General features: G+C 56.8%; 13 protein-coding genes. 5 read left to right on the forward strand and 8 right to left on the reverse strand.

Annotation, left to right across the window (positions count from 1 at the left end):
• The first annotated feature begins 102 nt into the window (after window positions 1-102).
• Both rlmD and ACTQY5_RS05075 read left to right on the forward strand, forming a co-directional pair.
• Window positions 103-1,479: a 23S rRNA (uracil(1939)-C(5))-methyltransferase RlmD gene (gene rlmD, locus ACTQY5_RS05070; RefSeq protein WP_022487453.1), complete on the forward strand. Its 1,377-nt coding sequence runs from the start codon at window positions 103-105 to the stop codon at window positions 1,477-1,479.
• A gap of 107 nt (window positions 1,480-1,586) precedes the next feature.
• Window positions 1,587-3,149 (forward strand): nitrite/sulfite reductase, encoded by a 1,563-nt coding sequence (locus tag ACTQY5_RS05075; protein WP_288310415.1) that lies wholly within the window; start codon window positions 1,587-1,589, stop codon window positions 3,147-3,149.
• 46 nt (window positions 3,150-3,195) lie between these two features.
• On the opposite strand, the gene ACTQY5_RS05080 is transcribed toward ACTQY5_RS05075, so the two are convergent.
• From ACTQY5_RS05080 to ACTQY5_RS05095, 4 genes are all read right to left on the reverse strand, one after another.
• Window positions 3,196-4,137 (reverse strand): alpha/beta hydrolase, encoded by a 942-nt coding sequence (locus tag ACTQY5_RS05080; RefSeq protein WP_288310414.1) that lies wholly within the window; start codon window positions 4,135-4,137, stop codon window positions 3,196-3,198.
• 131 nt (window positions 4,138-4,268) lie between these two features.
• Entirely contained in the window at window positions 4,269-5,189 is a 921-nt protein-coding gene (locus tag ACTQY5_RS05085; protein WP_308664254.1) for an AEC family transporter, read from the reverse strand.
• 12 nt (window positions 5,190-5,201) lie between these two features.
• Window positions 5,202-6,032, reverse strand: coding sequence for an oxidoreductase (locus tag ACTQY5_RS05090; protein WP_329778163.1), 831 nt, complete (start codon window positions 6,030-6,032; stop codon window positions 5,202-5,204).
• A 16-nt stretch (window positions 6,033-6,048) separates the two neighbouring features.
• Window positions 6,049-6,624, reverse strand: a complete 576-nt coding sequence (locus ACTQY5_RS05095) for a GNAT family N-acetyltransferase (protein WP_022487457.1) — start codon at window positions 6,622-6,624, stop codon at window positions 6,049-6,051.
• Window positions 6,625-6,797: 173 nt separating this feature from the next.
• Here ACTQY5_RS05095 and ACTQY5_RS05100 point away from each other — a divergent pair, with 173 nt between their 5' ends.
• Entirely contained in the window at window positions 6,798-7,628 is an 831-nt protein-coding gene (locus tag ACTQY5_RS05100; protein ID WP_329778164.1) for a 4Fe-4S binding protein, read from the forward strand.
• A 74-nt stretch (window positions 7,629-7,702) separates the two neighbouring features.
• On the opposite strand, the gene ACTQY5_RS05105 is transcribed toward ACTQY5_RS05100, so the two are convergent.
• A complete protein-coding gene (locus ACTQY5_RS05105; RefSeq protein WP_022487459.1) occupies window positions 7,703-8,233 on the reverse strand; it encodes a nitroreductase in 531 nt (176 codons plus the stop codon).
• Window positions 8,234-8,409: 176 nt separating this feature from the next.
• Here ACTQY5_RS05105 and ACTQY5_RS05110 point away from each other — a divergent pair, with 176 nt between their 5' ends.
• Window positions 8,410-9,309 carry a hypothetical protein gene (locus ACTQY5_RS05110; protein ID WP_022487460.1) on the forward strand — a complete coding sequence of 300 codons (900 nt, stop codon included), beginning with the start codon at window positions 8,410-8,412 and terminating at the stop codon, window positions 9,307-9,309.
• 44 nt (window positions 9,310-9,353) lie between these two features.
• Here the strand turns inward: ACTQY5_RS05110 and ACTQY5_RS05115 are convergent, their stop codons facing one another.
• Genes ACTQY5_RS05115 through ACTQY5_RS05125 form a run of 3 tightly spaced genes read right to left on the reverse strand, consistent with a single transcriptional unit; the run spans window position 9,354 to window position 12,080 of the window.
• A complete protein-coding gene (locus ACTQY5_RS05115; RefSeq protein WP_441368894.1) occupies window positions 9,354-10,574 on the reverse strand; it encodes a dicarboxylate/amino acid:cation symporter in 1,221 nt (406 codons plus the stop codon).
• 30 nt (window positions 10,575-10,604) lie between these two features.
• Window positions 10,605-11,765, reverse strand: a complete 1,161-nt coding sequence (locus ACTQY5_RS05120; protein ID WP_441368895.1) for a UxaA family hydrolase — start codon at window positions 11,763-11,765, stop codon at window positions 10,605-10,607.
• A gap of 12 nt (window positions 11,766-11,777) precedes the next feature.
• Window positions 11,778-12,080 (reverse strand): UxaA family hydrolase, encoded by a 303-nt coding sequence (locus ACTQY5_RS05125; protein WP_022487463.1) that lies wholly within the window; start codon window positions 12,078-12,080, stop codon window positions 11,778-11,780.
• 124 nt (window positions 12,081-12,204) lie between these two features.
• Here ACTQY5_RS05125 and ACTQY5_RS05130 point away from each other — a divergent pair, with 124 nt between their 5' ends.
• A complete protein-coding gene (locus ACTQY5_RS05130) occupies window positions 12,205-13,137 on the forward strand; it encodes a LysR family transcriptional regulator (protein ID WP_022487464.1) in 933 nt (310 codons plus the stop codon).
• Window positions 13,138-13,151 lie beyond the last annotated feature (14 nt).

Below are 13,151 nucleotides of genomic sequence, written 5' to 3' on the forward strand. Positions count from 1 at the left end.
AAAGATTCTTTCTCTTTCTTTATCCATCCTTTCCTTCTCTTTCCCGACTTTTCAGCCGGAAACATTGCACCGGAACGGGGACAACGGTATAATGACAGTATTATGAAAGAAAACAAATTACCCTTCAAAATCAAAGAGAACATCGAACTGACCATCACCGGTCTGGGCAGCTCCGGAGAAGGGGTGGGCAAAGTCAGCGGCTTTACCTTCTTCGTCCCTGGAGCCCTGCCGGGAGAGCGGATCCAGGCCCAGGTGACCCTGCTGAAGAAAAGCTACGGCCAGGCCCGGCTGCTGAAACTGCTGGTGCCTTCTCCAGACCGGGTGACCCCACCCTGCCCGGTGTATGCCCAGTGCGGCGGCTGCCAGCTCCAGCACCTGTCCTATCCGGCCCAGCTGGCCCTGAAACGCCAGACGGTGGTGGACGCCATGGAACGGATCGGCCATTTTTCCAAACTCTGCGTCCAGGAAACCCTGGGAGCGGAGGACCCCTGGCATTACCGGAATAAAATGCAGGTACCGGCTGCCCAGGGACGGAACCACACCCTGGCCATTGGCTGCTACGCCCAGGGCACCCACCGGGTCATTGATGTGAAAGACTGTCTGATCCAGCAGCAGACCAACAACAAAATCGTCCAGGTGGTCCGGGCCTGGATGGAAAAATTCCGGATCCCGGCTCTGGAAGAAGATGCCCGGCGGGGCATTGTCCGGCACATTATGGGCCGGGTGGGAGTCCGTACCGGGGAAGTAATGGCCGTGCTGGTGACCAACGAACCTCAGGTCCCCCATCTGAAGGATCTGACGGCCATGCTCCGGCAGGAAATCCCCGGCTTCACCACTCTGGTCCAGAACCTGAACACCCGTCATACCAATGTGATCATGGGCCCCAAAAACAAAGTGATCTGGGGGCCGGGCGTAATCCATGACCGGCTGGGAAAATTCACCTTTGCCATTTCTCCCCATTCCTTCTTCCAGGTGAACACCCTCCAGGCGGAAAAGCTCTATGAAACAGCCCTCCAGTACGCGTCCCTTACAGGAAAGGAGAAGGTCATCGACGCCTACTGCGGCACCGGCACCATTACCTTGTTCCTGGCCCAGAAAGCTCAGCGGGCCCTGGGAATCGAAATCGTGGCTCCGGCCATCCGGGATGCCAGGCAGAATGCCCGGGACAACCAGGTGACTAATGCAGAGTTCCTGTGCGGAGATGCGGCCAAAGAAATGCCCGAACTGGTCCGCCAGGGCAGCCGCCCCGATGTGGTGGTGCTGGATCCTCCCCGGGCCGGCTGTGAACAACGGGTGCTGGACGCCATTGCCAAAGTCCGTCCCCAGCGGGTGGTGTATGTTTCCTGCAACCCGGCCTCCCTGGCCCGGGATGCGGCCATTTTGCGGGACAAAGGCTTCGTGGTCCGGAAAGTCCAGCCCGTGGACATGTTCCCCCATACCAGCCATGTGGAGACCGTGTGTCTGCTGACCCTGCGGTAGGAGGGGCTGCTGCTTATATCACACTATTGCACTATGAATTAGGATGTGTTATTCTTTTTCTATTCCATCCATCCGGATTTACAAGCACACAAAGGAGGAATCCGTCCATGACTCAGATTTCTGAAACTGCCAAAGAGAAGATCCGAAGCCAGTTCCCGGTCTTCCAGGAAGCCGCACGGGCTTTCTATGCCAAAGAGCTGGCTCCCGGAAAATATAAAGGGACTTCCGGCAAATTCGGTTCCTATGGAGAACGGGGCGCGAACAGCAGCATGCTCCGGCTGCGCTTCTCCGGCGGGGCCATCGATCAGGCCCATATGGCCTTCCTGGCCCAGGCCATCGACAAATACCATGTGACCCTGGCCCATTTCACCACCGGGGAAGCCCTCCAGCTCCACCATCTCCAGGAACAGGAAGTACTGGGGCTGTACCAGGACTGCTTCGACCATGGAATCTACTGCGCAGGCGCCGGCGGAGACAATCCCCGGAACATCACGGCCAGCCCTCTCCACGGGGTGGAAAAGGGAGAACCCTTTGACATGACCCCGGCCATCCGGGCAGCCGCCAATTTCGTCATCAGCCTGATTCCGGAACTGAAACTGCCCCGGAAATACAAGATCAGCTTTTCCAACGGCATCGACAATGAAGGCCATGCCACTTTCAAGGACCTGGGCTTTGTAGCCCGTCCTGACGGCACCTTCGATGCCTACGCCGGCGGGGGCTTCGGGGTCAACGGCAGCCGGTTCGGGGTGCTCATTGACACCCAGGTGGATCCCCATGACCTGTCCTGGTATATCCTGGGCTATGCCCGGGACGTGTACATGAAATACGGGGACTATGAACACCGGGGGACCGCCCGTTCCCGGTTCATCCTGACCAAAATGGGAGAAGAACCCTTCCGGAAAGCGGTCCGGGATGCCGTGGCCCGGTGCCGGGAAGAAGGGATCCCCCGTCTGGAACTGGAACCCATCCCTCCCCTGACCAAATCCGGAAAAGATGATTCCGTCCTGGCCGATCCCCGGATCCACAGCCAGAAACAGGAAGGGCTGTACTATGTGGAATACAAGCCCCTGGGCGGGGTGCCGGATATCCAGGTGTTCCGGCAGCTGCTGGGAGAAGCTTCTCAGATGGAAGGCGCCCAGCTGCGGCTCAACGCAGACGAAACCTGCTACATCATCAACCTGACGGCGGAAGAAGCCCGGCAGGTGGCCGCCCTGACAGAAAAGGACACCGCCCACACCCTCTTTGAACATTCCGTCAGCTGCATCGGCGCAGCTGTATGCCAGCAGGGCCTGTGTGATTCCCATGGGACCCTGGCCCGGATTGCCTCCTTCCTGAAGGAAAAGGGCGTGGATACCCGGTATCTGCCCAAATGCCACTTCTCCGGCTGCCCTTCCACCTGCACTGTCCAATCCCTGGCGGCGCTGGGCTTCCGTGGGGCCTTCACCCTGGTGAACGGGGAACGGGCCAGTGCCTTCCAGGTGTACGCGGGAGGCAGCTACGCCTACGGAAAGGAAAAGATCAGCGAGCCTCTGGGCCTGATTGCCACCGCCCGGCTGCCCCAGTTCTTCCTGGACCTGAACCAGATCCTCCTGGAAGCCGGCCAGCCCTTTACCCAGTGGTATCCGGACCATGAAGAGGCGTTCCTGGAACTGTTGAAGAAATACGCGTAAAAAAGGGGCTGTGAAAAAATGAAGAATCATTTTTTCACAGCTCCTTTTACAAGCTCTCCAAAAAGCTTCCCACTGCCTGGGCATATCCTTCCGGATTGTCTACTATTTCATTGGCGTGGCCGGATCCTTCGAAATAGACCAGCTTTTTATGGGGACTGGTGCACCGGTCCATCAGTTCTTCCGCAATGTGAGGGGGAATCAGCCGGTCCACATCTCCGTGGAGGAACAGTACCGGAGTGGTCATCCTCTGGACGCAGGAAGCCGGGTCCACATCCCGGAGGGTCTTCCGGGTATGGTAGTACATGGAAGCCTGGAAAAAGGGATCCAGTACTTCCATGCCGGTAAGGATCCGCTGGTCCTCTGTATAGTTCATGAGCTTTTCCCGGCCCAGTTCCAGTACATTGCCATAGGAACTGTCTGCCACGTAGAAAGCCATGTCCCGGCCCTGAGGGGTGCCGGCATAGATCAGGCTCATGGCGGCCCCCAGGGAAATGCCGTGGAACCCGATGGATACCTGAGGATCCTGCTGCCGGAGCAGAGCCACCCAGCTGTCCATGTCTTCCGGATCGTGGATTCCCCAGTCATTGGTATTGCCGCCGCTTTCCCCATGGCCCCGGATGTCCGGCATCAGCACATTGTATCCCCGGGCCAGGTAAATCCGGGCATAGGGAACGCACATGGTCCGGTTCTGGTACAGGCCGTGGAGCAGGATAACGGTTTTATGGCCTCCTGTAGGGCTTTCAATGTAGGTGCCCTGGAGCCGGGTACCGTCCTTGGAGGTGACGGCCACCCGTTCCCAGCCGTATTTCCGTTCCAGCCCATGGATCATGTCCAGGTCATTCCGATGGTTCTCGATGGCCAGCAGTTTGTCCCAGGGCTGGGTGAACAGCTGGGTGTACGCGGCATTCCCGGCATAGAATCCGGCTCCCAGCAGGAGCAGCAGGGTCAGGAACACCAGATATTTGATGAAATTCCAAAGGAAACGCATACCTTCTTCGCCTTTCTGTGATGCATAGAATACTGACTATACATCATAATCCCAAGATGCAGAATAAATAAGGCAGAAAAGAGGCAAAAGGATGAACAAAGGGGCTGTTGCGCATGCAACAGCCCCTTGTCTCACGGCTCCGGCAGCACCATGCACCAGAACAGGATGGTGAACATGCTGAGCAGGGTGGACAGTACCGTCAGCTTGGTGGCAAAGGGAGCGTCGCTGCCGTACCGGGCGGCGAAAATGGCGGTAGTGGCTCCGGCAGGCATGCCGGTCATGAGCACCGCGATCCCGGTGGCCACCGGATCCAGCCCCAGTGCGGCACTGACCCCCCAGGCTAGCCCGGGCAGCAGGATCAGCCGCAGGATGCTGTAGAGGATGCTGTCCCGGTTGAAGATGGTCAAAAGCGGCACATCCGCCAGGATGGTCCCCACGATGAACATGGTAATGGCCGCATTGCACCCCCCGATGTACCGGATGGTCATGTCCAGAAAAGCCGGAGGCCGCCACTGGGTCAGGATCAATACGATCCCGATGTACACAGCGATCAGACAGGGATGGGTCAGGACCTTTTTCAGCACTTCTTTCCGGCTTTCCTGCCGGGCCATGAAATATCCGGTGCCCACGGACCACATGACCAGCCGCAGGGGAATCAGGAACACAGAGGCATAGAACAGCCCCAGGTCCCCATAGACCCCTTCCGCCACCGGATAGCCCAGAAAGCCGCTGTTGGACACCAGGGTGCCGTACTGGAGCACCTTTTTCCGGGTATCCGGATACCGGTTGAACAGGAAATGGTTCAGGATCATGAAGAGCACCTGGAGCACAGCCCCTGCCCCCAGGATCCGGCCGCAGGTCAGGAAGATATTTCCTTCAAAGGGCATGAGACAGGATTTGATGATGTTGCAGGGAATGATCACATAGACGCACACATCGGTGAGACACCGTTTCCCCGGTTCATCCACAATATTCTTTTTCCGCAGGTACAGACCAATGAGAATCAGCAGGAAGAGAGACAGCTGGAGATTCCCCAGTCGATAGATATCCATGGCACCGCCTCCCTAGGACAGTTTTTTCATGACCCACCGGGCCGCCATATCATACAGTCCGGTAGGCAGCAGGGTATGGGCCAAAAGCAGCAGCCAGGCGTCCTTGCCGCACAGATACCGAGCCTGGGGCTGGGAGGCGTTGGCCGCCAGGAAAATGGTTTTGGCCACATCCTGGGGGGTGTTCAGCCACTTTTGGTCGTAGAGCCGATGGAGCCCCCGGGCCATTTTCTCTCCCCAGGCCCTGCAGGCTCCCTGCCGGGACACTTCTGCCAGATGGTCAGCGGCAATGTGGCCCCAGGCCGTCCGCACCAGCCCCGGTTCCACAATGCTCACCTGGATTCCCTGGCCGGCGGTTTCCATCCGCAGGGCGTCACTGAGGGCTTCCAGGGCATATTTGCTGGCATGATACCAGCCCCCGAAAGGACCTGTGACCCGTCCGGCAATGGACGAAACCATGATCACCCGTCCCTGGTGCTGCCGGCGGAAAAGCGGCAGCACCATCCGGGTGAGCCGGATGGCCCCGAACACGTTCACTTCCATCTGATGTCGGGCCTCCGCCAGGGGCACGTCCTCCACCGCTCCATAGGATCCGTAGCCGGCATTGTTGATCAGGATGTCCAGGGTCCCGTGCTGGTTCAGGATCTGTTGGAGGGCGTTCTGGCAGGAATAGTCTTTGGTCACGTCCAGCACCAGGGGGATGACCCCGTATTTGGACAGTTCCTGGAGTTTGTCCAGGCGCCGGGCTGCCCCGTACACCACATGGCCGGTCCGGGCCATAAGGATGGCGGTTTCCCGGCCGATGCCGCTGCTGGCCCCGGTGACCAGCACCACCTGCTGTTCCATGGTTCCCCCTCCCTTTCTATTCCCCGGCCTGGACTTCCGGATAGGGCCGGACAGCCGGCTGGTTCTTCCCGTGTTCCCCGATGTTCTTCCCCATCCAGATCATATGGTACCAGCGGTTGAACTTGTAGCCGCAGTTTTTGAAGAGCCCCACCGGTTCAAACCCCAGATGGGCATGGAACTGGGCGCTGTTGAAGTCCAGGTATTCGTCCGGCTGTTCCGGATAGCCGATACAGGCGTACACATCCAGGATCCCCATTTTTTTCAGGGCTTCCAGAAGGGCGCCGTAGAGTTTCTTTCCCAGTCCCTTTTTCCGAAGATGGCAGTCCACATAGATGCTCAGTTCCGCGGACCAGTCATAGGCCGGACGGCCCACAAAGGGTCCGGCATAGGCGTACCCCAGCACCCGGCCGTCCTCCACCGCCACAAAATAGGGATAGCGTTCCTGGGTATGGGCGATCCGCCGCCGGAATTCCTCCACACTGGGCACCTGGTATTCAAAGGTGATCACCGTGCTTTCCACATAGGGTGCATAAACAGAACGGATGGCCGCTGCGTCCTCCGCCGTGGCCTCCCGGATCATCAGTTCACTCATGGGTATTCCCCCTGTCTTTGGTAGGTTTGCTGTTTTTATTATAGGCCATTTCCGGGACCGGTAGCAAATTTTTTGAAAGGAAGGCCCTGGCACTGGCTTTTCTCTTGAAAATAGGGTATGATAAAAAGAAAATCCATTGGCTGAAAATTCAGTTCTTTAGGGAGGTCTTGTTCTTGATTACCCATATTGCCGCCATTTCTTTCAGTCCCACCGGTCAGACGGAAGCCCTGGTCCGGGAATTCGGGGAACAGCTGGCCCGCCGTTTCCAGGCAGAAGGGGTCACCCTGTCCCATCATTCCTTCACCCTGCCCCAGGATCAGCAGACTCTCCATACCTTCGGTCCCGCCACCCTGGTGATCTTCGGGATGCCCACCTATGCCGGCCGGATTCCCAACAAGGCCCTGCCCTTTGTCCAGCAGCTGTTTTCCGGAGATCCGGAAAACAAGACCCCGGCTGTGGCCCTGGTGACCTTCGGCAACCGGAGTTACGACAGCTCTCTGACGGAACTTCGGGATGAACTGGAAAAGAAGGATTTCCGGGTGTTCGCTGCCGGTGCCTTTGCCGCTCCCCACGCCTTTGCCGCCATCGGCCGGGATCATCCCACGGTTCAGGACAAAGAAAAATTCCAGGAACTGCTGGACCGGGTGGAAGGAAAACTCCGGAGCGGAGAGCCTCTGGAAAGAGTGAGCATCAACGGAGACGCCCCGGTGGCCCCCTACTACATCCCTCTGGGAGAAGACGGCCAGCCTGCCAAGTTCCTGAAAGCCAAGCCCCAAACGGACCTGACCAAATGCGATCACTGCGGCAAATGCGCCCAGGTGTGTCCCATGGGGTCCATCAATCCGGAAAACACCGATGAAGTCCCCGGCATCTGCATCAAATGTCAGGCCTGCATCAAATACTGTCCCAAAGGGGCCAAATATTTCGACGATCCCCGCTTTCTCTCCCACAAAGCCATGCTGGAGAAGAATTACCAGAGGACGGCGGAATCGGAAGTATTTTAAAAGGGGTGCTGCTGACGCAGCACCCCTTTTGTCGCGACCCGCGACCGGAGCATATTGCCTCTGCAATATGCTCCTTATTTCATCCAATACACCCGATGTTCCTTCCGCAGGGGAGCGATGGGGATATCTCCCTTTACATAGCCCACTGCGCAGTGGCCGATGCCTTCCCATTCGCCGGTGATACCCAGGGTTTTCAGCAGGGCTTTGCCTTCCGGCCGTTCGAATTCTTCCTTGGCCCGATGGATCCAGCAGCTGCCCAGGCCCAGAGAATGGGCGGCCAGCATCAGATTCCCCATGACCAGGGACCCGTCATACACTTCCGTGGGCTTCGTCTTGTCCGCCAGTACGATGAGCACGGCCGGTGCCCCGTAAAAAGGATCGAAATCCGGAGCCCAGCCGCCGATTTCACAGTTCAGCCGGCTCAGCCGCTTCACCATGGCCGGGTTGGTAATGGCCAGGATGATGGTATCCTGGCTGCCTCTGCCACTGGGGGCATAGAGTCCTGCCTTGATGATTTCCTGAAGATCGGTTTCCGGCACCGGGTCCGGTTTGAAACTGCGGATGCTCCTGCGGAGCTGCATGGCTTCCAGTACTTCGTTGTTCATGGTATCCTCTCCTTTTCCAGTTATCTGCTGTCATGATACCATATCCCCCGGCCCTCGCACCGGTTCTTCCCGAAAAGTTCAAAACTTTTTCCTTTGACTTTCCTCCTTGAATGTGACATGCTAAGAGGATAGAATAAGGAACAAACAGACGTTGATCTGAAAAGGAGGCTTTTTTTATGGCATTGTTATCGAAAATCCGTGCGGCAGGCCTGTCCCTGCTGCTGGTGCTTTCCGCCGGCTCCCTGGCCCAGGCTGCTTCTCCCGTAGACAAGGCTGTGGTGAAAGACATGGTCCGTGTCCAGAGCGTCATGGCCAAGGAAAAATACATCCAGTACGAAATGAAGGGCACCCTGTTCAGCCCCATCGGAGTGGGGAACCTGTCCCTTACCGGGAACGGAGTGGAAGAAACAGACAAAAAGAATACCCGGATGGAAAAGCTCAGCGGAGATCTCCACGGCACCGGGGAGCTGACCCTGCTCACCGGCCAGCAGACCGCCAGCCAGCCCATTGACGCCTATTTCTTTGCGGAAAAAGGCCAGCTGACCCAGTACATCAACAGCGGCAAAGGCTGGGCCAAAAGTGTCCGTCCCTACACCCTGCCTCTCCTGCCCAATCCGGACAGCAAAAAAGCCGAAAAGGAACTGCTGGAGTACCTGTCTTCCGCCAAGGTAACCAAGGAAACCAGCCGGGAAAAGACCCTGGAATTCACCCTGGACGGCCAGAAGCTGGCCAATAAGCTGGCCCAGGATCCGGAATTCAAAAAGCAGAAGGATGCAGAACAGATCCAGTCCCTGGTGGCCCAGGTAAAGGACGTGCCCTACACAGTGGTGCTGGATAAAAAGACCTGGCGGATGAAACGGCTGGGCATGGACATGACCCCGGTGCTCCAGACCACCGGCGGTTACATCCTGGATGCCGCCGCCAAGACCAAAAAGATCACCCCGGAGCAGCAGCAGATGTTCACCAGCCTGCTGGGAAGCTCCACCCTGGTCTTCGCCTTCCAGTTCGACTACCAGCAGGGTAAAGACGTGACCCTGCCGGAAGCCGTGGAAAAAGCAGCCAAAACAGCAGAATGAAAGAAGAGGGTGCTGCACGCAAGGTACAGCACCCTCTTCTTTTTTTATCTTTTCAGCGTTCCTTCCGACTGGGCCACGATGACCGCTGTTGCCGCATCTCCCACGATGTTGGGTACGCAGCGGGCCATGTTCAGGATCCGGTCGATCCCTGCCAAAAGGCCGATGGCTTCCATGGGCAGATTCACCGAACTGAGCACAATGGTCAGCATGACCAGCCCGGACCCGGGAATTCCCGCCGTCCCGATAGAGGCCAGGGTGGCAGTCAGCATGATCATCACCTGCTGGGTAAAGGTCAGTTCCACCCCGAAGATCTGGGCCGTGAACACCACAGCAACCGCTTCATAAATGGCCGTCCCGTTCATGTTCATGACAGCGCCGAAGGGAATCACAAAATTGGCGGTTTCTTCATCCACCCCCACTTTCTTTACACAGGCCAGGTTCAGGGGGATGGTGGCCACACTGGAACAGGTGGCAAACACAAAGGTCATGGCTTCCTTCATGTTCTTCAGGAATTTCAGGGGACTGACCCGGCCGAATACGCCCACCATCAGAACAGCCTGGACCACCAGCAGATACACCACAGCACACAGATACATAGCCCCGATGGTCTTGATGTAGGGGATCAGGATGGCCGTCCCGTTTTTCCCCACAACGGAGGCCATCAGTCCCAGCACCCCGTAGGGAGTGAATTCCAGAGCCATGTTGGTGATTTCCTTCATTACTTCCTGGCCTGCCCGGCAGCAATCCAGCAGGGGCTTGCCCTTGTCACCCAGTTTCAGCAGGGCGAAACCCATGATCAGGGCAAAGAAGATGATCTGGAGCAGATTCTGTTTGGCCAGTGAAGCAAAGATGTTCACCGGGATGATATTGATCACCGTATCCAGCATGGAAGCCGGTGCCTGTCCCTTGGGCTGAGGAGCTGCCATATTGCTCAGTTCCACCCCGGCACCAATGTTCATCATGTTGCTCACCACCAGCCCCAGGACAATGGCCAATGCCGTGCTGACCAGGAAGATGATGACCGTTTTGATGCCGATCCGTCCCAGCCGTTTGCCGTCTCCCACATCTGCTGCCGCACAGACCAGCAGGGTAAATACCAGAGGAGCCACCACCATGGTCAGCAGATTGGTCAGGATGGTCCCCAGGGGCTTCAGTACTTCGGCCCGGGGTCCCAGGACCAGTCCCAGGACAATCCCCAGGACAAACCCGATCATGATCCGGGTGAAAAGGCTCAGCCGATTCCACGGTTTACAAATAAATCCCATTTTTCATCGCTCTCCTTTTCCCTTTTTCCATCAGACAAACCGGCACACATGATCCACGGCAATATCCGAGAAGCCAAAAGCTTCCGCTTTGGTCATCTTGCCGTTGCACACATCCTGGATCACCTGGAGCATGTCTTTGCCGCATTCCTTGAAGGTTTTTTCGCCCCGGACAATGGCACTTACATCCACATCCATGTTGTCTTCCATTTTCCGGTAGGTCCGTTCATTGCCCGTAACCTTGATGACCGGTACAATGGCATTCCCGGTGGGCGTCCCCCGGCCGGTGGTGAAGATTACCGCATTGCAGCCCCCGGCTACCATGGAGGTTACGGAAGAAATGTCGTACCCTGCCGTATCCATCACAATGGCGCCCTGGCAGGAAGGCCGTGCTGCCTGTTCCAGCACTTCCACAATGGGACGGGTACCGCCTTTGCGGATGCAGCCCAGGCTCTTTTCGTCCAGGGTGGAAAGTCCCCCTGCCTTGTTCCCCGGGGTAGGCTGCCCGGCCCGGCAGTCCTGGCCGGCGGCCATCAGATGGGCCTCATAGTCTTTGCAGATCTGGATGATCTGGTTGTGGATGTGGGGAGTGGCTGCCCGTTTGGCCAGTACATGTTCCGCACCGATCCATTCGATGGATTCGCTCATGATGGTAGAAGCCCCCAGGTCCACCAGCAGGTCACTCAGTTCTCCCACAGCCGGGTTGCTGGCAATGCCGCTGGTGGCATCGGATCCGCCGCATTCGATGCCCAGCAGCAGATTGGAAATGTCACACAGTTCTTTCTGCTGGAGCGCTGCTTCCGCTACCATTTCCCGGGCCGCCCGGACTGCTTTTTCGATGGTCTTCAGGGTGCCTCCCTCGTCCTGGATGCCAAAAGAAACAACCGGTTTGGAGGTCATCTGCTGGATTTTTTCCTTCAGTTTCAGATGAGGTACGGTTTCACAGCCCAGACCAATGATCACCACCCCGTACACATTGGGGTTGCAGGCAAATCCTGTGAGCACCTTCTGGGACATGGCCGTGTTGGCCGCCACATCGGAGCATCCGGTATTGAAAATGATGTTTACGGCTCCCTTGACCTGGCTGGCTACGATACGGGCCGTTTCACTGCCGCAGGCGCAGGTGGGCAGGATCAGGACATGATTGCGGATCCCGGCTCTTCCTTCTTTTCTCTTATATCCCCAAAATTCCATGATTGTCACTCCTTATTCCTTTACAAATTCCTGTTCATAATCTCTGGGCACACTGAAGATATTTTTGTCAGAGACCCAATGGCCCTTCCCGATGGGTTCCCGGGTCTTTCCCAGCAATTCTCCATATTTGATCACCGAACCATCCTTGGGCAGATCCACCAGGGCGATTTTATGACAGAACGGAATGTCTTCCTTTGCCTCCAGCGTTTCCATTTTTCCATCTTTCTGATAAACCACCTGATCCCCTTTCCGGATTTCGGCCACACAGGTGACCACATTGTCCTGGTCGTCCATCAGCAGTCCATTGATTTTCATACTTTTCCTCCCCTTCGGAATTCCTTGATTTTTCTTATATTTACAATATCATTCTTTTGCTATATAATCCAATTTATCATATATATAATTCTATAAACTAGTTTTATAAGAAGAGGTGGATTCCATGAATGCCGACTATGAATACATCTACACCATTTATCGGGAAGGCAGTTTTACCCGGGCCGCAGAAAAACTGTTTATCACCCAGCCTGCCCTGAGCATCGCCCTGCGGAAGATCGAAGCCCGGATCGGCATGCCTCTGTTCATCCGGAACCGGCGCCCGATACAGCTGACCCCAGCCGGTGTCCTTTATTTGAAAGCCATCCGGAAAATGCAGCACCTGGAAAAAGATCTGGACCGGGAAGTCCAACAGCTGAAAGATCTCCAGACAGGCAGTCTCACCATCGGAGGGAGCCATTATATCCTTTCTTACAAAATCCCCAACCTGCTGACAGCCTTTGCAGAAACATACCCCAGGATTCAGCTGAAGCTCATTGAAGAAGGTTCTGATGCCCTTCTATCCCTTCTGGAAAGAGAAGACCTGGATCTGACCTTCAGCTGCGATCCAACCATCATCCGGCGCCACAGCCATCACTACCGGGCTTTTCAGGACCAGATCCTGCTGGCTGTGCCCCGTTCCTATCCACTGCCTGATCCGCTGCTGCCCAGTGCCCTGACCTGCCAGGATGTGCTGGAAGGCCGGGCCGGTCAGCCGGACTGCCCCTCCCTCCCTTTGGCCCGATTCCAGGATCTGCCCTTCATCCTTCTGACCCCAGGAAACAACCTCCATCAGCGCTGTCAGATCCTGTTCAGGGAAGCCGGCTTCACTCCCCATGTCAAACTGATGCTTTCCCAGCTGGCCACCGCCTACCGGCTGGCAGAGCATGGACTGGCCGCCACCTTTGTCAGTGATGCCATGGTTTCCCGGGACAGCGAAACCCTTTTGTTCTTCAGGCTTTCTGATCGGGACTGCATCCGCACCTTCCATGCCCTGCTGCCGGACAGGGAATTTACCCCATACGCAGTCCGGGCCTTTATCCAGTTGCTGGGAAAATAAAAGAAGGGGGTGTG

It is taken from the genome of Acidaminococcus sp. HCP3S3_H5 (assembly GCF_052122235.1).
Lineage (GTDB): Bacteria > Bacillota > Negativicutes > Acidaminococcales > Acidaminococcaceae > Acidaminococcus.